This is a genomic window from Bradyrhizobium sp. SBR1B (genome assembly GCF_014198205.1).
In the GTDB taxonomy this organism is placed as follows: Bacteria; Pseudomonadota; Alphaproteobacteria; order Rhizobiales; family Xanthobacteraceae; genus Bradyrhizobium.
The window spans coordinates 25,789-44,903 of the sequence record NZ_JACIHC010000018.1; the positions used below are offsets into that span (position 1 = coordinate 25,789).

At 64.3% G+C, this 19,115-nt stretch carries 17 protein-coding genes; 7 read left to right on the forward strand and 10 right to left on the reverse strand.

The features are described from left to right. Positions 1–46 precede the first annotated feature (46 nt). Positions 47–2,038, reverse strand: a complete 1,992-nt coding sequence (locus GGD61_RS32000; protein WP_183231867.1) for an NADPH-dependent 2,4-dienoyl-CoA reductase — start codon at positions 2,036–2,038, stop codon at positions 47–49. Between the two features lie 290 nt (positions 2,039–2,328). Between GGD61_RS32000 and GGD61_RS32005 the strand changes: the two genes are divergently transcribed. Further along, positions 2,329–3,339, forward strand: a complete 1,011-nt coding sequence (locus GGD61_RS32005; protein ID WP_183231868.1) for an NAD(P)-dependent alcohol dehydrogenase — start codon at positions 2,329–2,331, stop codon at positions 3,337–3,339. Between the two features lie 309 nt (positions 3,340–3,648). Here the strand turns inward: GGD61_RS32005 and guaA are convergent, their stop codons facing one another. Next, complete coding sequence (guaA, locus tag GGD61_RS32010; RefSeq protein WP_092253065.1) at positions 3,649–5,247, reverse strand: glutamine-hydrolyzing GMP synthase; 1,599 nt, start codon at positions 5,245–5,247, stop codon at positions 3,649–3,651. 147 nt (positions 5,248–5,394) lie between these two features. Here guaA and GGD61_RS32015 point away from each other — a divergent pair, with 147 nt between their 5' ends. The 3 genes from GGD61_RS32015 (at position 5,395) to GGD61_RS32025 (ending at position 6,749) form a co-directional block, all read left to right on the forward strand. After that, entirely contained in the window at positions 5,395–5,766 is a 372-nt protein-coding gene (locus GGD61_RS32015) for a nuclear transport factor 2 family protein (protein WP_092252711.1), read from the forward strand. 174 nt (positions 5,767–5,940) lie between these two features. Continuing rightward, positions 5,941–6,273, forward strand: a complete 333-nt coding sequence (locus GGD61_RS32020; protein ID WP_092252709.1) for a DHCW motif cupin fold protein — start codon at positions 5,941–5,943, stop codon at positions 6,271–6,273. Between the two features lie 266 nt (positions 6,274–6,539). Beyond that, a complete protein-coding gene (locus GGD61_RS32025) occupies positions 6,540–6,749 on the forward strand; it encodes a cold-shock protein (RefSeq protein ID WP_008141931.1) in 210 nt (69 codons plus the stop codon). Between the two features lie 212 nt (positions 6,750–6,961). On the opposite strand, the gene GGD61_RS32030 is transcribed toward GGD61_RS32025, so the two are convergent. Continuing rightward, positions 6,962–8,263, reverse strand: a complete 1,302-nt coding sequence (locus GGD61_RS32030; RefSeq protein ID WP_183231869.1) for an RsmB/NOP family class I SAM-dependent RNA methyltransferase — start codon at positions 8,261–8,263, stop codon at positions 6,962–6,964. Between the two features lie 32 nt (positions 8,264–8,295). Then, positions 8,296–8,718: an MAPEG family protein gene (locus GGD61_RS32035; RefSeq protein ID WP_092252705.1), complete on the reverse strand. Its 423-nt coding sequence runs from the start codon at positions 8,716–8,718 to the stop codon at positions 8,296–8,298. Positions 8,719–8,888: 170 nt separating this feature from the next. Here GGD61_RS32035 and GGD61_RS32040 point away from each other — a divergent pair, with 170 nt between their 5' ends. Further along, on the forward strand, positions 8,889–9,503 hold the full coding sequence (locus tag GGD61_RS32040; protein WP_177236928.1) for an acriflavin resistance protein: 615 nt from the start codon (positions 8,889–8,891) through the stop codon (positions 9,501–9,503). 69 nt (positions 9,504–9,572) lie between these two features. Then, a complete protein-coding gene (locus GGD61_RS32045) occupies positions 9,573–10,415 on the forward strand; it encodes a metallophosphoesterase (protein ID WP_092252703.1) in 843 nt (280 codons plus the stop codon). Between the two features lie 15 nt (positions 10,416–10,430). Here the strand turns inward: GGD61_RS32045 and GGD61_RS32050 are convergent, their stop codons facing one another. The 3 genes from GGD61_RS32050 to guaB form a co-directional block, all read right to left on the reverse strand. Next, entirely contained in the window at positions 10,431–10,730 is a 300-nt protein-coding gene (locus GGD61_RS32050) for a hypothetical protein (protein ID WP_092252700.1), read from the reverse strand. A gap of 170 nt (positions 10,731–10,900) precedes the next feature. Then, a complete protein-coding gene (locus GGD61_RS32055) occupies positions 10,901–11,923 on the reverse strand; it encodes an NADP-dependent oxidoreductase (protein ID WP_092252698.1) in 1,023 nt (340 codons plus the stop codon). Positions 11,924–12,167: 244 nt separating this feature from the next. After that, a complete protein-coding gene (gene guaB, locus GGD61_RS32060) occupies positions 12,168–13,661 on the reverse strand; it encodes an IMP dehydrogenase (protein ID WP_018317668.1) in 1,494 nt (497 codons plus the stop codon). A 452-nt stretch (positions 13,662–14,113) separates the two neighbouring features. Here guaB and GGD61_RS32065 point away from each other — a divergent pair, with 452 nt between their 5' ends. Continuing rightward, positions 14,114–15,604 carry an MFS transporter gene (locus tag GGD61_RS32065; RefSeq protein WP_092252696.1) on the forward strand — a complete coding sequence of 497 codons (1,491 nt, stop codon included), beginning with the start codon at positions 14,114–14,116 and terminating at the stop codon, positions 15,602–15,604. A 495-nt stretch (positions 15,605–16,099) separates the two neighbouring features. On the opposite strand, the gene GGD61_RS32070 is transcribed toward GGD61_RS32065, so the two are convergent. The 3 genes from GGD61_RS32070 to GGD61_RS32080 form a co-directional block, all read right to left on the reverse strand. Further along, positions 16,100–17,188, reverse strand: coding sequence for a hypothetical protein (locus GGD61_RS32070; RefSeq protein ID WP_143109016.1), 1,089 nt, complete (start codon positions 17,186–17,188; stop codon positions 16,100–16,102). 84 nt (positions 17,189–17,272) lie between these two features. After that, on the reverse strand, positions 17,273–17,953 hold the full coding sequence (locus GGD61_RS32075) for an RlmE family RNA methyltransferase (RefSeq protein WP_092252692.1): 681 nt from the start codon (positions 17,951–17,953) through the stop codon (positions 17,273–17,275). Position 17,954: 1 nt separating this feature from the next. Continuing rightward, positions 17,955–19,028 (reverse strand): Ppx/GppA phosphatase family protein, encoded by a 1,074-nt coding sequence (locus GGD61_RS32080; protein ID WP_018317671.1) that lies wholly within the window; start codon positions 19,026–19,028, stop codon positions 17,955–17,957. Positions 19,029–19,115: the final 87 nt, after the last annotated feature.

Consider the following 19,115-nt stretch of genomic DNA (forward strand, 5'->3'; position numbering starts at 1 on the left):
TCCCTCGATCTTGGTTCGTCCCGCGCTTCTTCGACGCGGCTGCTTGTCAGATGCGGTTTCCGAGGATCGCGCCTTCGTAGATCGCGCGCTTTGCATCGAGCTCGCCGGCCAGGCGCGCACCACCGATGACGTGGACGGACTGACCATTGGCGGCGATGACGTCGGCAATGGCGCGGTCGGATTCCTGTCCAGCGCACACCACGATGGTGTCGGCCGGAAGGGTCTCGTTGCGATCCGGCAGCGCGATGTGCAAACCGTCGGCGTCGATCTTGAGATACCGCGCTTCGGCGATCTGGCGGACCTTCAGGTCCTTCAATTCCTGCCGCAGGATCCAGCCCGTGCTCTTGCCGAGAGTCCGACCGAACGCGCCGGCCGAACGCTTCACCATGGTGATCTGCCGCTTCGGCTGATGATGCACCGGCTTTCCGTCGATGCCCCAACGCTCGAAGAATTCCTCGCGCGTCTGACGACGACCGTTGGTGTCCATGGCGAGGAAAAGCGCGACGTCGTGACCGATGCCGCCACCGCCGATCACGATCACGCGCTGGCCCGCCTTGACCTTGCCGCTGAGGACATCGTCGTAGCGCACGACGCGGGGATCGTCCCCGCCCGGGATATCGATTAGCCTTGGATTGACGCCGCTGGAGACCACGACCTCGTCGAAGTTCTCGCGCTTGAGCGCCTCGGCATCGACCGCAGTATTCGTCTTGATATCGACGCCGGCTTCCGCCAGTTGCGCTTCGTAGCTCTTCAGGGAAAGACCGTAATCCTCCTTGCCAGGGATGACGGCGGCAAGCGCGAATTGCCCGCCGATGCGCGGAGCGGCTTCGAACAGCGTCACGTGATGACCGCGGCGGCCGGCCTCCAGCGCGGCGGCCATGCCGGCGACGCCAGCGCCGACGACCGCGACGCGCTTGGCGGACGTAGCGCGCCCGTCGGCGAATTCGTTCTCCCGCGCTGCGCGCGGATTTACCAGGCAGGTGATGATCTGGTCAGTGAAGTAGTGGTCGAGGCAGGCCTGGTTGCAGGCGATGCACACGTTGACGAGATCGGGACGTCCGCGCGCCACCTTGTTGACGAACTCGGCGTCGGCCAGCAGCGGCCTCGCCATAGAGACGAGATCGGCCGAGCCTTCCGCGATGATCTGAGCGGCGTCTTCAGGCAGATTGATGCGGTTGCTCGCCGTCACGGGAATCTTGACGGCTCCCTTAAGCCGGCGCGTCGAGTCGATGAACGCTACATGCGGGACCGGACCCGCGATCGTCGGCACGGCGGCTTCGTGCCAGCCGATGCCGGTGGAGATGCAATCGGCTCCCGCCTTCTCGACCTCCTTCGCCAGCCAGAGGGTCTCGTCCTGCGTCAAGCCTCCTTCGACCAGCTCTAGCGCGGAGATGCGGTAGGAGATCAGGCCGTCGCCGATGACGGCGCGGACGGCCTTTACGACGGATATCGGGAAGCGTCCGCGGTTCTCAAGAGAGCCGCCCCAGCGGTCGGTCCGGTGGTTCGTCCGGGGCGCGAGGAATTCGCTGATCAGATAACCTTCGGAGCCCATGATCTCGACGCCGTCATACCCAGCTTCCATCGCCAGCCGTGCCGTCGTCGCATAATTGCGGATCGTCTCCTCTATCTGCTCGTCCGTCAGCTCGGCGGGCACGTCGCGGTTGATGGGCGATTTGATCGGCGACGGCGCGACAACCGCCGGATGATAGCCGTAGCGCCCGGCGTGCAGGATCTGCAGCAGGATACGCCCGCCGGCGGCGCGGACCGGACCCGCGATCTTCTTGTGGTCGGCGACCTGCTCGGGGCGCTCGAAAGTGCCCGGCTCGTTCTTCATGCGACCGGCGAAGTTCGGCGCGAAGCCGCCGGTGACGATCAGACCCGCGCCGCCCTTGGCCCGTTCAGCATAGAAACGCCCCAACTCGTCGAAGCGCTCCGGATGATGCTCCAGACCGGTGTGCATCGATCCCATGACGATCCGGCTCTTTAACGTCGCCGTACCGACGCGGATCGGATCGAGAAGAACTGATCTGGAATCCATGGACATCCTCCCGAGCGTTTATCTGTATCTCGGCCTTATGACTCCGGTCGCCATATATGTCAATATGTTTGCATATTATTTTGTTCTGAGTCGCTATATCACTTCTGATGGTGACGCCGATCTAGCGATAAATACTGTAATTTTCTGGCTCCGATCGAATGGACCGCCTTCAGGCGCAGCGGGCGGCTCCCGACGCACCTCCGACAATATATTGTTACGAACTGGCAAGTCGATGACTTGGCAGCTATTGTCAGAACGATCGAGACATCGAAGCGGCGGAGGAACCCCGAATGAAATGCTACGAACTACAGGGCCCGGATGGCGCTGAGGGTCTAAAGCTCGTCGACAGACCGGTGCCCGAGCCGGCCACTGGCCAGGTGCTCGTCCGGATCAAAGCCGCGACGCTGAACTATCGCGATCTGCTCACCGTGAAAGGCGGGTACGGCTCGCGCCAGAAGTTTCCGCTGATCCCTCTTTCGGACGGCGCCGGAGTAGTCGAAGCCGTCGGTGCTGGCGTCCGGTCGTTCGCCGCAGGCGACCGCGTCGTAGGCAGTTTCTTCGAAAATTGGCGTGACGGTGAGCCGGACGAGACGAAAATGCAGGCCGCTCTCGGAGGCTCGGTAGACGGCGTTCTCGCCGAATATCGTCTCTTTCCCGAACACGCGCTGGTTCGAACTCCCGAGCATCTGGACGACGCACAGGCCGCCTCGCTGCCTTGCGCGGGCCTGACCGCATGGAGCGCGGTCCTGAAGCTCGGCGGAGTCCTGCCCGGCAGAACGGTCCTCACGCAAGGGACCGGTGGAGTTTCGCTGTTCGCTCTTCAGTTCGCGAAGATGTGCGGCGCCCGCGTGATTGCGACCTCGTCGAGTGACACCAAGATCGTGCGACTGAAGACGCTTGGGGCGGATGCCACGATCAACTACAGGACCACGCCGGACTGGGGAAAGAAGGCACGCGAAATCGCGGGCAACGGCGTAGATCTCGTCGTCGAGGTCGGTGGCGTCGGAACGCTGAACGAATCGATCCGCGCTACTCGGATCGGCGGTACGATCGCATTCATCGGCGTGCTGGCCGGACCACCTCCCGCCAATTCACGGCTGCCCCTGATGGTGATGCAGCAGCAGCGTTTGCAGGGCGTCACTGTCGGCTCCATCGAAGATCTGCAGGCGATGTGCGACGCGATTTCGCTTAACCGGCTTGAGCCCATCGTCGACCGGACGTTTTCGTTTCACGACGCCAGGGAGGCATTCGCTTATGTGGCCACCGGCGCCCACTTCGGAAAGGTGGCCATCGCAATCTGATTCTTTGACAGCGCGATGAGCGAACCAAATAGGCTCGATCTTGGCATCACTTTAGGAAGGCTTCTGTGAGCTGAACCGCCTAGGCGATGTTCGTCACCGTCGCCCAGCTCAAATACAGTGGGCCCCTTCTTAGCCTTTTTCACGCCGTGGCGCGCTCGCTCGCGCTGCACCACTGCTTTGGCAAAGGCACAGTAGAATTCAGTGCTCGATTTGAACTACAAGGGCTTCAACGTGCCTGGCGCCTTGCCACAAAGAAACCAATGAAGGCTCACCAAGCTACGACAAACTGCGCGATGGTAGCCTGCAGTGCTATTCCCACTCAATCGTCCCGGGCGGTTTGCTCGTCACATCGTACACCACCCGGTTCACGCCCTTCACCTCGTTGATGATGCGCGTGGCGGTCTCCCCTAAGAACTTCATGTCGAACTGGTAGAAGTCCGCGGTCATGCCGTCGGTGGAGGTGACGGCGCGCAGGCCGACCACATAGTCATATGTGCGGCCGTCGCCCATGACGCCCACCGTCTTGACCGGGAGCAGCACGGCAAAGGCCTGCCAGATTTCGTCGTAGAGGCCGTGCTTGCGGATCTGGTCGATGTAGACGGCGTCGGCCTTGCGCAGGATGTCGAGCTTGTCGCGGGTGATGTCGCCGGGGCAGCGGATGGCGAGGCCCGGGCCCGGGAACGGGTGGCGGCCGACGAAGATTTCGGGCAGGCCGAGCTCGCGGCCGAGCTTGCGCACCTCGTCCTTGAACAGCTCGCGCAAGGGCTCGACGAGCTTCATGTTCATGCGCTCGGGCAGACCGCCGACATTGTGGTGCGACTTGATGGTGACTGAAGGTCCGCCGGTGAAGGAGACGCTCTCGATCACGTCGGGATAGAGCGTGCCTTGCGCGAGGAAGTCGGCGCCGCCGATCTTCTTGGCTTCCTGCTCGAACACCTCGATGAACAGGCGGCCGATGGTCTTGCGCTTGGTTTCGGGATCGGTGACGCCTTCGAGCTCGCCCAAGAATTGCTTCGAGGCGTCCACGTGCACGAGCGGGATGTTGTAGTGGTGGCGGAACAGGTCGACCACGGTCTTGGCTTCGTCGAGGCGGAGCAGGCCGTGATCGACGAAGACGCAGGTGAGCTGGTCGCCGATCGCCTCATGGATCAGCACGGCAGCGACCGCGGAATCGACGCCGCCGGAGAGGCCGCAGATCACCTTGCCCTTGCCGACCTGGGCGCGGATCTTGGCGATCTCCTCCTCGCGGAAGGCGCGCATGGTCCAGTCGCCGGTGAGCCCTGCGATCTTGCGTACGAAGTTGCGGATGAGTTTTGCGCCGTCGGGCGTGTGCACCACTTCGGGGTGGAACATCAGGCCGTAATATTTGCGCTTCTCGTCCTGGATGATCGCGAACGGCGCGTTCGGCGAGGTGCCGGCGACCGAGAAGCCCGGCGGCATCTTGGTGATGCGGTCGCCGTGGCTCATCCAGACCTGGTTCTTGCCGCCCGATGACCAGACGTCCTCGAACAGCTTGCTCGGCGCCTTCACCTCGACATCGGCGCGGCCGAATTCGCGGTGATGGCCACCCTCGACCTCGCCGCCGAGCTGGGCCGCCATGGTCATCTGGCCGTAGCAGATGCCCATCACGGGCACGCCGGAATCGAAGATCGCTTGCGGGGCGCGAGGCGAGCCGGCCTCGTGGACCGACTCGGGGCCGCCCGAGAGGATCACCGCCTTCGGCTTCATCTCATTGAAGGCGGCTTCGGCCTTGTTGAAAGGGACGATCTCGCAATAGACGCCGTCCTCGCGCACGCGACGCGCGATCAGCTGCGTCACCTGGCTGCCGAAGTCGACGATGAGAATCTTGTCGTGCGCCGAGGCCACCGAGGGCGTCGACGCGGAGCGGTCGTTCTGTGCTGCTGTCATGGCCAGCAGATACGCGACGCGCGGGCCAGCCGCAACCGCGGTGGCGGCGCGCCCACATGCTTCTTTGGGCATGGACAAATCGATATAGGTAAGTATTATTGACCTATTATGCCCACTCTCAAACATGGGCAGATCAGGGAGAACGCCATGCCACAGCATCATCAGCCATCAACGCTTGCCGCCCTCGGCCGGACCTGGGTCGAGGCCTGGAACGCGCGCGATCTCGAGCGCGTGCTCGCGCTCTATGACGAGGCCGCATTGATGACCTCGGACCGGATCCCCATGCTGGGCTTCGACGCGAGCGGCACCGTGCGCGGCAAGGACGCTTTGCGCGCCTATTGGGGGAAAGCGCTCGGGCTGGTGCCGGAGCTGCATTTTTCGCTGATCGAATTGTTCGTCAGCCCTGATAGCGTCGTGGTGTTCTACGCGAACGAGCGCGGCAAGAAGATCTGCGAATATCTGCGGGTGAATGACGCGGGCCTGATCGTGCAGGGCTCGGCGAACCATTTGCCCCACTAGCCCATCCTCGTCATTGCGAGCGCAGCTCTCGTAGGGTGGGCAAAGGCGCGCTTGCGCCGTGCCCACGATCTCTTTCAAGATCGCGAGATATGGTGGGAACGCATCCGCTTCGCTCCTCGAGCGGAAGCTTTGCCCACCCTACGAGACTGCCGGCTCTGAAACAGGACCTTCCCCATGAAACTCCCCGCCTCTCCCTTTACCGTCACCGACTGGAGCAAGGTCGAGGCGACCACGCATCCCGGCGAGACCGGGCAGGCGTTGTGGCGCACGCTCGATATCGGCGAGCTCCGGGTGCGGATGGTGGAGTATTCGCCGGGCTATTTGGCCGACCATTGGTGCGATCGCGGCCACGTGCTCTACGTGCTCAAGGGCGAGCTCGACAGCGAGCTGCGCGACGGGCGCAAATTCAAGCTCACCGCGGGGATGAGCTACCAGGTCTCGGACTACGGCGACGCCCCGCACCGGTCCTCGACCGCGACCGGGGCGACCCTTTTCATCGTGGACTGAGATCCGCCGGGCGGTTAATTTGCACCGCAAAATAGCAAAGTCGCGCGACGCGCCGGGTCACGGGTGGTGCCTTGAACTGGCCCCAAATTCTCGCTATATTGTGATCATCGATACTTGGCCGAACGACTGGGCCGCTTCGCTTCGTTGCTGACGGGCGCGCACGCTTCAGATGAATTCTCCAAACATCGACTCATCAGGGACTATGGGCGCAATGCTGCGTACCGGTCCGCGTGCGTACTCAATCTAACTAACTAAAGGAAATTCCCATGGCTATGGGCACCGTGAAGTGGTTCAACACCCAAAAGGGTTATGGTTTCATCCAGCCGGATGACGGCCAGAAGGACGTGTTCGTGCACATCAGCGCCGTCGAGCGCGCTGGCCTCTCTTCCCTCAACGAGGGTCAGAAGGTCTCGTTCGACATCGTCGCCGATCGTCGCAGCGGCAAGTCCTCGGCTGACAATCTCCGCGTCGGCTAACGCCCGCGCACCGTTCTGACCACGGACGTACCGGCAGAACGTCAAGTTAGAAAACCCCGCGACCGGGATCCGGTCTGCGGGGTTTTTGTTTTGGGGGGAACTGTGGCGCGGCAGATGCGGTGCCGTAGGGTGGGCAAAGCGAAGCGTGCCCACCATTTCAATCGCAACCACGGAGAGGTCGTGGGCACGGCGCTTTCGCGCCTTTGCCCACCCTACGAGACCTTTTTCAGGATCGAGACGAAGAACCCATCCGTCCCGGTCCGCCGCGGCGTCATCAGCAAGCCCTCGGGCGATTGCAGCGCGGCCTCGCCAAACGCCTCCGCCTTGTCCCACAGCACGCTCGCGGTCTGCTCGGGTGGCACGGGCGCGAACTCGGGGTGGCGCGCGACGAACGCCCTCACCTGTTCGCCGTTTTCTTCCGACAGCACCGAGCAGGTGATGTAGGCGATGCGGCCGCCCGGCTTCACCAGCGGCACCGCGCGCTCCAGCACCTCGGCCTGGTCGCGCAGGCGAATCTCCAGCGCGCCGGGACGCATGCGCCATTTGGCGTCGGGGTTACGCCGCCAGGTTCCGGTTCCCGCGCACGGCGCATCGATCACGACGAGGTCGGCGGTGCTGCGGATATCGGCCAGCGGATCGGCCTCGCCCTTGGGCGTGCGGACATCGGCATTGTGCACGCCCGCGCGCGACAGCCGTTCGTGGATCGGCGCGAGCTGGCGCTTGTCGCTGTCGGTCGCGATCAGCCGGCCCTTGCCCTGCATCAGGGCGGCGAGCGCCAGGGTCTTGCCGCCGGCGCCGGCGCAGAGGTCGATCACCTGCTCGCCGGGTTTTGCCGCGGTGAATTGGGCCGCAAGCTGCGAACCCTCATCCTGCACTTCAATCCCGCCCTTGATGAAATCCTCTTCGGCCTGGATCCCGGGGTTGCGCGCATCGGCCGAAAGCGCGATGCGCAGGCCGGTTGCCGACCAAGGCGTCGGTTTCGCATGAAGATGAGCAAGCGACTGCAGCACCTTGTCGCGATTGGATTTTAGCGTGTTGATGCGCAGGTCGAGCGGCGCCCGGCTCGCCATCGCGGCCGCCTCCGCGGCGCGGTCCTCGCCGAACACTTTGGCCAGGTGCGGATCCAGCCATTCGGGATAGTCGCCGGCGATCGCGGCCGGCGCGTCCTTCAGGGACCGCTGGCTGAGCGCCGCCTGCTCAGCCTCGGTCAGCGGCGCCGGCGCAAAGCGGCTGCCGTCGAACAAGGCGCCCATGGTGGCCGTGTCCATGTCGCGCTCGAGCCGGAGCATGCCGATCAGCCTGGCACGCGCGGTATCGGAATCCATCAGGAACGCGCTCGAGGCGTAGCGGCGCAGCACGTCCCAGACGAGGCCGGCGATGGCGGCGCGGTCGCCCGAGCCGGCAAAGCGGTGCGCGGTACCCCACTCCTTCAGCGCCTTGGCCGCGGGCACGCGGTCTTTCTCGATGGTGTCGATCAGTTCGATGGCTGCGGAGAGCCGGGCAGCGGGAGTCATTTGAATCTTTCAGATGGCATTGGCGGATGCGCCTAGATCAGCAACAGCATTTTCAGCGCGAAGTAGATCCACATCGCCAGCAGCACCAGCACGCCGGCGAGCCAGACCGTGGAGCGCCGGCCGAGATCGTTCGAGGAGACGAACACGCCGGCATGGACAAAGCGCGTCACCACGAACACCCAGGACATCAGCACGATGAAGAGATCGGCATGGCGCAGGGGCAGCGCCAGCGCGATCAGAACGTAGAGCAGGACCGGCAGCTCGAACTGGTTGCGGTAGCAATTGGCGATCTGCGTGGCGCCCTTCGGCCAGTTCGGCTCGCCGAGCGCAATGTCGCGGATCTTGGTCTCGCCGGAGACCAGCGTCTTGCGGCGCGCGAAAACCATGCCGATCAGCAGCGCGAAGGTGAGGCCGATCTGGACGAAGACCGGCAGCAAGACCATTTGAACGGACATCGGAACTTTCCCATCCGGCGGGCGGCGCCGGACCGTCCATTAGCTGCCGCTCCTCGTCCTGACAATCAACGAGTTGAACCGGCGTTCCCGCTCTCGCGACCAACCACCGATAGTTAAAGCGATTTCGGCCCCTTTTCGGGCCCAAGGCGAGATCGAGGCGAGATGGCGCCATGACCACCCTGTCCAGCCTTTGGAGCGAATCCGCCGACGGCCGGCTCGGTATCCTGATGTCGGCCCTCTCGGGTATCGCGATGGCGCTTGCGGTCGCGCTGGCGATGACGGTTTACTTTCGCCTGAGCTACCGAACCTGGCGCGATGTCGTCAGGCATGGCCTCGCCGCTCTGGCCGCGACGGCTTTGTTCGCCTTTGCCGCCTACGACATGCGCCACGCCGCGCTCGCCTATCTCGGTCTCAATCCGTCCAAGCCCGCCGTCGAGTTCGAAATCCGCATGCCCCGGGCGATGCTGACGGCGGTGACCGACAGCCAGATCGAGCTGCATACCGACCGCAACCAGACGCTGGCGCTGGTCGAGGGCGTGCGCGACCTCTCGGGCGGCCGCGCGCTGCTGCGCGGCGCGGTCGCGCTCAACCACCGCACCGCGGATCGCGTGCTGGTCGTGAACCTGCCCGGCAAGGGCATTTTCGAGTTCCGCCTCCGTCTGCCCGCCGAGCCGCATCGCTCCCAAGAGTTCGGCCCCTGGCACCTCGCCGACCGCATCGCCTCGCCGCTCGCCGACACCGTCGCGCCGCAGGACGCCTACACGATCCGCTACCGCGTGCTTTAAACTTTGTTCGTTGCGATCTATGCCCGCGCCGTCATCGTTCCGACGCGCGAGCACGGGTACGATGATCGCATGCCCGAATTTCGCCTGACGCAGATTTCCGACACCCATCTCGGCCGGCGCTTCCCCGGCCTGATCGCCAACTTCCAGGCGATCAGCGAGCATATCGACGGCAACCGGCCCGACCTCGTGATCAACACCGGCGATGTCGCCTTCGACGGGCCGACCGGCCGCGACGATGTCGTCTTCGCAAAAGACCTGCACGACGCCCTGCCCGTCGCCTGCCGCTACCTCCCCGGCAATCACGACATCGGCGATAATCCGACCGCGGTCGGCCCGGCGCCGAAGCCGCCGGTCACGGAAGCGCATCGCCGGCAATTCTGTGACCTGATCGGCGAAGACCATTGGGCGTTCGAGGCTGGAGGCTGGCGCTTCATTGGCCTCAACTCGCTGGTGATGAACTCCGGGCTCGCCTTCGAGGCCGAGCAGTTCGACTGGCTGTCGCAGGAGATATCTCGCACGAAGGGCAGACCGGTCGCGCTGTTCCTGCACAAGCCGCTATTTCTCAACCTGCCTGACGATCCCGAAACGCCGGAGACCGCGATCCGCTACGTGCCGCAGCCGGCCCGGGCCCGGCTGATCGAGATGCTCGGGACGATCGATCTGCGCCTCATCGCCAGTGGCCACGTGCACCAGCGGCGCGACTTCACCTATTGCCATACCCGCCATGTCTGGGCGCCGTCGGCCGGCTTCGTCATCAACGATCAGCGCCAGGACCGGATCGCGATCAAGGAGGTCGGGCTGGTGGAATACCGCTTCCGGCCCGACAGTTTTGAAGTCCGCCACGTCAGGGCCGCGGGCCAGGTCGATGTCGACATCGAGGAGTTGCTCGCCCAGATGGGCGGCGAGCATTAAGGCGCGCCGATCGGCTCAGGCGACGCTCTTGAGGTCCTGCTGGATCGCGGCGAGCAAGGATTGCAGCGCCTCGCTGTTCACCGGCTTGGCCGCGAGATCATTGGCAGGCGGCTGCCTGACAGGCTGCGCGGCCTTGACCGGGCGCTTCGGGAACGGCGGGGGCGGCGCCGGCATCGAGGGGCGAGCAAGATCGCCCTCCTCGTCGACATGGACGAACTTGCCATGGATGACGTCGTCGTGGCGGCCCATGACGAACATGGCCAGCCAATAGCCGGCAGCAAGCAGGATAACGCAGAAAACACTGATCTCTAACATCGCAGCACCTAAAATATGCCCGATGATTCAATGCCTTCGCGATCCCGTCAATGAACAGCCGGTCACACCTGCGGCTTTTGCGGGCAGGTGTGACCATTTGGTGACTCTTTCTTAACTATCCCCACGAGGCCTGTGGCTCTGTAACCACGTGAGTCCAAGTCTCTGTCGCGCTAGGCCTTGTCCGGCCCGACGCGGACCAGCTGCTTGCCGAAATTGGCGCCCTTCAAGAGGCCCATGAAGGCGCCGGGCGCGCTGTCCAGGCCTTCGGTGACGAACTCCTTGTACTTGACCTTGCCGTCGCGGACCCATCCCGACATGTCGCGCAGGAAGTCGCCATGGCGGGAGGCGAAGTCGGAGACGATGAAGCCGCGGAAGGTCAGCCGCTTGGTCAGCGTCGCGCGCATCATGCTGGCCGCCCATTTCGGCGCCTTGGCTTCGGTGTCGTTGTAGTGCGCGATCAGGCCGCAAACCGGCACGCGCGCGAACGGATTGAGCAACGGGAACACCGCCTCGAACACGGCGCCGCCGACATTCTCGAAATAGACGTCGATCCCTTTGGGGCAGGCGAATTTTAGCTTGGCCGGAAAATCAGTTTCGCGATGATCGAGACACTCATCGAAGCCGAGCTCCTTCACCACGTAGGCGCACTTGTCCTTGCCTCCGGCGATGCCGACCGCGCGTGCGCCCTTGATCTTGGCGATCTGCCCCACCGCCGAGCCGACCGCACCGGAGGCGCCGGCAACGACGACGGTCTCGCCTGCTTGCGGCTTGCCGATGTCGAGGAGGCCCGTATACGCCGTCATGCCGGGCATGCCGAGCACGCCGATCGAGGTCGAGATCGGACCGAGCTTCGGATCGACCTTGATCAGGCCCTTGCCGTTCGAGATCGCGTGAGACTGCCAACCGGTTCGTGCACGGACGATGTCGCCCTTGGCGAAATCCGGATTGTCGGAGACCGCGACCTCGCTAACCGCCTCGCCTTCCATCACGCCGCCAACCGGCACCGGCGCGGCATAAGACGGACCATCACTCATGCGCCCGCGCATATAGGGATCGAGCGACAGCCAGATCGTGCGCAGCAGGACCTCGCCTGCCGCAGGCGTCGGGACCGCGAATTCCTCCAGGCGAAAATCAGATGCTTTGGGTTCGCCGACGGGACGCGCGGCGAGAACGATGCGCTTGGCTTGGGACATGGCTTCCTCCGATTGTTTTTCGACATGAACGGAAGCGGAGGGAGCGAGGCGCGTCAATACAAAAGCGGCGGAGCCACACACTCGCTGTCATCGCCCGACTTGATCGGGCGATCCAGTATTCCAGAGACGGTCGTAATTGAGCCGAGAAGCCGCGGCGTACTGGATGCCCCGGTCAAGCCGGGGCATGACACCGTCGTTGAGGCAAGCGCGTCGAAACTCACGCGCTCGCGAGATCGGAGCGAGACTAACCTCCGCCCGGATAGTTCGGGCTCTCGCGCGTAATGGTGACGTCGTGGACGTGGCTTTCGCGCAGGCCTGCACCGGTGATGCGGACGAACTGGGCCTTGTCGTGCAGTTCCTTCATGTCGCGTGCGCCGACATAGCCCATCGCGGCGCGCAAGCCGCCGGCGAGCTGGTGCATGACGTTGCCGACAGGGCCCTTGTAGGGCACCTGGCCCTCGATGCCTTCGGGGACGAGCTTGAGCGTATCCTTGATGTCCTGCTGGAAGTAGCGATCGGCCGAGCCGCGCGCCATCGCGCCGACCGAGCCCATGCCGCGATAGGCCTTGTAGGAACGGCCCTGCCACAGGAACACTTCGCCTGGTGTCTCGTCGGTGCCGGCGAGCAGCGAGCCGACCATCGCGATGTCGGCGCCGGCGGCGAGCGCCTTGGCGAGGTCGCCGGAGAACTTGATGCCGCCGTCGGCGATGACGGGGATGTCGGCCTTCTTTGCAGCTTCCACCGCATCCATGATCGCGGTGAGCTGGGGCACGCCGACGCCGGCGACGATGCGCGTGGTGCAGATCGAGCCCGGGCCAATGCCGACCTTGATGCAGTCCGCGCCCGCGTCGATCAAAGCCTGCGTGCCCTCGGTGGTGGCGACGTTGCCCGCGACGACCTGCACGGAGTTGGACAGTCGCTTGATGCGGTTGACGGCGTGCAGCACGTGACGGGAATGGCCGTGCGCGGTATCGACGACGACGAGATCGACGCCAGCATCGATCAGCCGCTCGGTGCGCTCGAAGCCGGTGTCGCCGACCGTGGTGGCGGCGGCAACACGCAGGCGCCCCTGCGCATCCTTGCAGGCGAGCGGATGGGCGACCGCCTTCTCCATGTCCTTGACGGTGATGAGGCCGACGCAGCGATATTGCTCGTCGACCACGAGCAGCTTCTCGATGCGATGCTGATGCAGCATCCGCCGCGCCTCGTCCTGGCTGACATTCTCGCGCACCGTGACGAGGCCTTCATGCGTCATCAGCTCGGAGACTTTTTGCCGGCGGTCGGTGGCAAAGCGCACGTCGCGGTTGGTGAGGATGCCGACCAGCTTGCCCGGCGTATTCTTGCCGGCGCCGGTGACGACGGGAATGCCGGAGATGCCGTGATCGCTCATCAGCTTGAGCGCGTCGTCGAGCGTGGCCTCGGGGCTGATGGTGAGCGGGTTCACCACCATGCCCGACTCGTAGCGCTTGACCTGCCGCACCTGGGCGGCCTGCCCTTCGGGGTCGAAATTGCGGTGGATGACGCCGAGGCCGCCGGCCTGCGCCATGGCGATCGCCATGCGGGCCTCGGTGACGGTGTCCATGGCCGAGGCCATGATCGGGATGTTGAGCGGAATGGCGCGGGTGACGCGCGAGCGGATGTCGACCTCGCCCGGCATGACGTCCGACAGGCCCGGCTTCAGCAACACGTCGTCGAACGTAAAGGCTTCGCGGATGCCCTGAAGTTGCACCGTGGCCATTTGCCAACTCCTTCCTGCGGCCTTGCCGCAAATGCTAATGGATGAGCGCCGCCCTCGGCGTACCTTGCGGCATCGCCTTGAGAATCGGAGCCCATCGGTGGGGTTGACGCGGGTCGATAGCACGGCCGCGTGACGAATCAAAGCAATTCGGACCGCTGGCCAGCCATGCACAGGCTTTTTTGGCCGATTCAGCCGAGCGGTAGCCCACCCTCCCACTGTCATTCCCCGGGCGCGACGAAGTCGCGAACCCGGAATCCATCGCGCAGCGGGCCCTGCGGCCGAATGGATTCCGGGTTCGCGCCGAGGGGCGCGCCCCGGAATGACGGTGGCGGAGGGTCACACCGTTGTTACGCGGGACTTAGGTGCTATGCGTCGATCCGCAATGGTCGGGGACCAGTGGCGGTGATAAGCCGCAACTCCACCCCTCTTCCGATTTTCATTACCAATCCGTCATGGTCGACAAGCAACGCATCATTCCGCTGATCGTGGCCACCGCGCTTTTCATGGAGAACATGGACTCGACGGTGATCGCCACCTCGCTGCCGGCGATAGCGGCCGACATCGGCACCAGCCCGCTGACGCTGAAGCTCGCGATCACATCCTATCTGCTGTCGCTCGCGGTGTTCATCCCGGCGAGCGGATGGACCGCCGACCGGTTCGGCGCGCGAATGGTGTTTGCGATCGCGGTCGGCGTGTTCATGGTGGGCTCGGTGGGCTGCGCGCTCTCCTCCTCGGTCACCGATTTCGTGTTCGCGCGCATCCTGCAAGGCATGGGCGGCGCGATGATGACACCGGTCGGGCGCCTCGTGCTGCTGCGGTCAGTGGACAAGAGCGCTCTGGTCAACGCCATGGCGTGGGTAACGGTCCCTGCCCTCATAGGTCCTGTGATCGGACCACCGCTCGGCGGCTTCATCACCACCTACGCGTCGTGGCACTGGATCTTCCTGATCAACATTCCGATCGGGCTGCTCGGCATCTTCATGGCGCTGAAGTTCATCGACCCGATCAAGAGCGAGGAACGCGAGCCGTTCGACCTCTACGGCATGGTGCTGGCGGGCATTGGCCTTGCCGGCATCGCCTTCGGCCTGTCGGTTGCCGGTCTCAACCTGCTGCCGTGGAGCACCGTCGCCGCACTGATCGCGGGCGGCGCGATCTCGATGACGCTCTACGCCATTCACGCCCGGCGCACGGGCTCGCCGGTGCTCGATTTCTCGCTCCTGAAGCTGCCGACGCTGCGCGCGGCCGTGTTCGGCGGCTTCCTGTTCCGGCTCGGCATCGGCGCGCTGCCGTTCCTGCTGCCGCTCCTGATGCAGATCGGCTTCGGCCTGTCGCCGTTCCATTCCGGCCTCGTCACCTTCGCCTCCTCGCTCGGCGCCATGGGCATGAAGACGCTTGCCGCGCGCATCATCCGCACCTTCGGCTTTCGCAACCTGATGACGGTGAACGCGATCGTCAGCGCGTTCTTCCTCGCCGTCTGCGCGCTGTTCACGGTGACGACGCCGCTGCTGATCATCATGGTCATCCTGGTCATCGGCGGCTTCTTCCGCTCGCTCGAATTCACCGCGATCAACACCGTCGCCTATGCCGACGTCGAGACCGCGCAGATGAGCCGCGCCACCACCCTCGTCAGCGTCAACCAGCAGCTCGCCGTCTCCGCCGGCGTCGCCGTCGGCGCGGCCTGCGTGGAAACGACGATGTGGTTCAACCATGTCAGCGAAATCGACGCCACCGTGTTCGCCCCCGCCTTCCTCGTGGTCGCGCTGACCTCGGCGGCATCGAGCTGGTTCTTCTGGCAGATGCCCGTCGACGCCGGCCACGAGATCTCCGGCCGCAAGGCGGTTGAGATCGCAAGCCGCAAGGGCGCCGGCAAGGGTGCGGAGAAGGCGGCGGTCAAGGCGGCGAGCGAGGATACGCAGGACGTGCGGGATCAGCGGCTTGGATAATCAGAGGCTCGCGATGTCATGCACAGCATCGTGACTTCAAACTGCGCCCGCGCGTCAGCATTCGCCGCGGCGGCGAGAACAGCGCGGACGCCAGGTTCAGAAGCCGGAGAACAAACCTCTACCGGACATTCCCGATATACTTCATTCCCACATAAGGACCGGATAAGGCAAAGTCCGGTTGCGACGGAGGAGTGTTGAAACGGTTTGCGGCAGGATTGGCGTAGCTTCCGGTCTGCAATCCCTGAGGCTGAACCCTTGGCGTATTGGGGTTGGGCAATGTGCGGGACGTCACGCCGGTCCCGACGTTGGGCCTCTGTACATTCTGGGCATTTGCCAAGGCGGGCATCAGGACGGTGCCGAGTACAAGCGTCGCAGCTACGCGGGAAAGCGTTCCGATATGCATTGTGGCTATCCTCAAAATATTCGACCTAAAGTGGAGCACACCCCTCGAGGCCGATCAAGGGCTTGGGGCCGTGCTCCAGACGCGATGGCTGCTCAATTCCACGTGTAGCGGAGGCCGGCTTGAACTCCCGTGGTCTGGGTCGGGCTGTATCCTGCGAGCGGCTTGCTGGGACCGCTGGCCGGTCCGATCGCGTGCACCTCGATATAGGAGGTGAAACTCGGGCTCCAGACAACGGCAATCTTGCCGGACCCGCGATAGCCGATTGCACTTGTGGGAATGATTGGCCCAACAACTCCGAGCGCGCTCGAGTCGGTGATCTGATAGGCGAACAAGGAGACGGATGGCTGCACCGTATAATCCATCCATCTCATTTGGGTACCGAACCGGGCCCCGCCGTGCACCTCCGTCGTATCGGAAATTTTGGTCCCGAAGTTCTCCGAGTAGCCTTCGGAGTAGGTCATTCCGATCCCGGGCTCGATGAACACCGAAAAGGGAAAATCAAACCGGTATTGCACGTTTCCGGTGAAGCCGAGCGAGTTGCCCTCAATGACCGCTGGGGCGAATCCGGAGCCTGACAGCGTGCTTCTAGTCCAGCCGACGAAGCTGGTCAGATCGGCGGAAAGGCCTCCCCTCAGATATGCGACCGTGACCGAGGTCGAAGGTGCGGTGGTGTCGACCGTCAACAGACCGCCCTGGTGGGACCAGGAGCCACCCCCCGTCCCGATGAACGTAAGCGCGTCGTCACCGGCGAAAATCCCGATCTTCGTCACATCGAATGCTCCGGTGACTGACGAGGTGTCGGTCACGATGCCAGCGGTCATGGAGCGGTCTACGCCGCCGATCAAATTGCCGCTGTAGAGCCAGCCTGAAGCGACAGCAGGGACCGCGCCCGGCGCTTTCGCGTAAGCAAGAGCCCGGAAGGGATCATCGACACCACGGGCAGCGAACGGATCACGGTTGTCGAAATCCGATCCGCCTACACCGAACGCGAGTCTGCCGGAGGACGGCAGAACAATGTCTCGCCGGCGCAACTGGTCACGAACGTTCTGCAGAATGTTCTGCACTACGTTGTTGTTGATTTCCTGATAGATGCTGATGCCGCCGGACTGCGCTGCGGCCGGCTGCGCCACCATCAGTGTGAAAGCTGCTGCCGCAACGCTCGAAAATGCTCGAAACTTCATTTTGGCCTCACCCCGGGAATCCCGCGATGAAACTAGCCGAACAATGCGTTGCAGCACTAGTGCAAAACGGGACGTTGCAACCCGCTACAACCCGCCCCGAAATCCCGTCGCCAGCACGTAGCGTTCCGAGGAATCCTGCCGGCTCGCCGCCGGCTTGACATGGCGCACCGTCGCGAAATCGCGCTTGAGCTGGGCGAGCAGATCGGCGTCGGCGCCGCTCTGGAACGTCTTGGCCAGAAACGCGCCGCCGGGCTTGAGCACGTCGCAGGCAAACGCGGCCGCCGTCTCGACCAGGCCGACGATGCGGAGCTGGTCGGTCTTGCGGTGGCCGGTGGTGTTGGCGGCCATGTCGGACATCACGAAATCGGCGCCGCCGCCCAGCATCGCGGTCAGCTTGTCTGGCGCATCGTTGGCCATGAAGTCGAGCTGCGCGAAATCCACGCCGGGAATCTCGGGCATTTCCAACAGGTCGATGGCGACGACCTTGCCTTTGCCCTCTACCGATCCGACGCGCTTGGCCGCGATCTGGCTCCAGCCGCCGGGCGCCGCGCCAAGGTCGACCACGGCCATGCCGGGTTTCAAGAGCCGGAATTTGTCGTCGATCTCCAGAAGCTTGAACGCGGCGCGCGAGCGATAGCCCACCGCCTTGGCCTTCACGACATAGGGATCGTTGAGCTGACGCTCCAGCCACAGCTTCGACGACAATTTGCGCTTGCCGCCGGTCTTGACCTGGACGTGCAAGCGGCCGGTGGTGTCCTTGGCCATCTCACCAGCTCCTGAGCGCGCCGTCCTCGCGCATCATCTCGACCAGCATGCCCTCGCGCAGGCCCCGGTCGGCAACGCGCAGGCGCGGCAGCGGAAAGGCGCGCCTGATAGCATCGAGGATGGCGCAGCCGGCGAGCACGAGATCGGCGCGCTCGACGCTGATGCAGCTGTTGCCGGCGCGCTCCTCGTAGCTCATGCCGAGCAGTTTGTTGATGGTCGCGGTGATGTCGGAATCGTTCATCCAGATGCTGTCGATGCGGCGGCGGTCATAGCGCGCGAGATTGAGATGGATGCCGGCGAGCGTCGTCACAGTGCCTGACGTGCCGAGCAGATGCATGTCGGCGAGATCGCCGCCGTGGACTTCGGCGAACGGCGCAACGTGGTTCGCGACCTCCTGCTCCATCGCGGCGTAGATCTCCGGCGTCACGTCGCGGCCGCCGAACTGCTCGGCGAGCGTGACCACACCGTACGGGATCGACATCCAGGCCTTGATCCGCGGCTCCGGATTGTCCGCGTCGCGCTCGATCCGCACCAGCTCGGTCGAGCCGCCACCGATGTCAAACAGGATCGCGCCGCGTCCCCGCGGATCGACCAGCGGCGAGCAGCCGAGCACGGCGAGCGCGGCCTCGGTCTCGCGGTCGATCACTTCGAGCTCGATGCCAGTTTCGGCCGCGACGCGGCTGCGGAACCCCTCCGCATTCGACGCGGCTCGGCAGGCTTCGGTCGCGATCAGCCGCAACCGGCGCGCTTTGCGCAAATTGATCTTGTCACGGCAGATGCTGAGCGCGGCGATGGCACGCTCGATCGCGGCCTCGCTGATACAGCCGGTCGCCGAGACCCCCTCCCCGAGCCGGATGATGCGCGAGAAGGAATCGACGACGCGAAAGCCGTCCTGGGTCGGACAGGCGATCAGCAGCCTGCAATTGTTGGTGCCGAGGTCCAGCGCCGCATAGACGCCGGTTCCCGACGCCTGCGCGCCGACAGCCGGTTCGGTGGCCAACGCCACCGCCGCCATCGACCCCTCCAGCTCACCGTGCGGCGCATGGCCGTCGCGGAGCCGCGTGTGGTCATTCATACAAACTGTCTTTCCGCGGCCGGTCGGGCCGGTCTGGAATTGATTTTTCGCCTGAAACATTAGCAGCGCAGCCGGCCTGCGCAACAA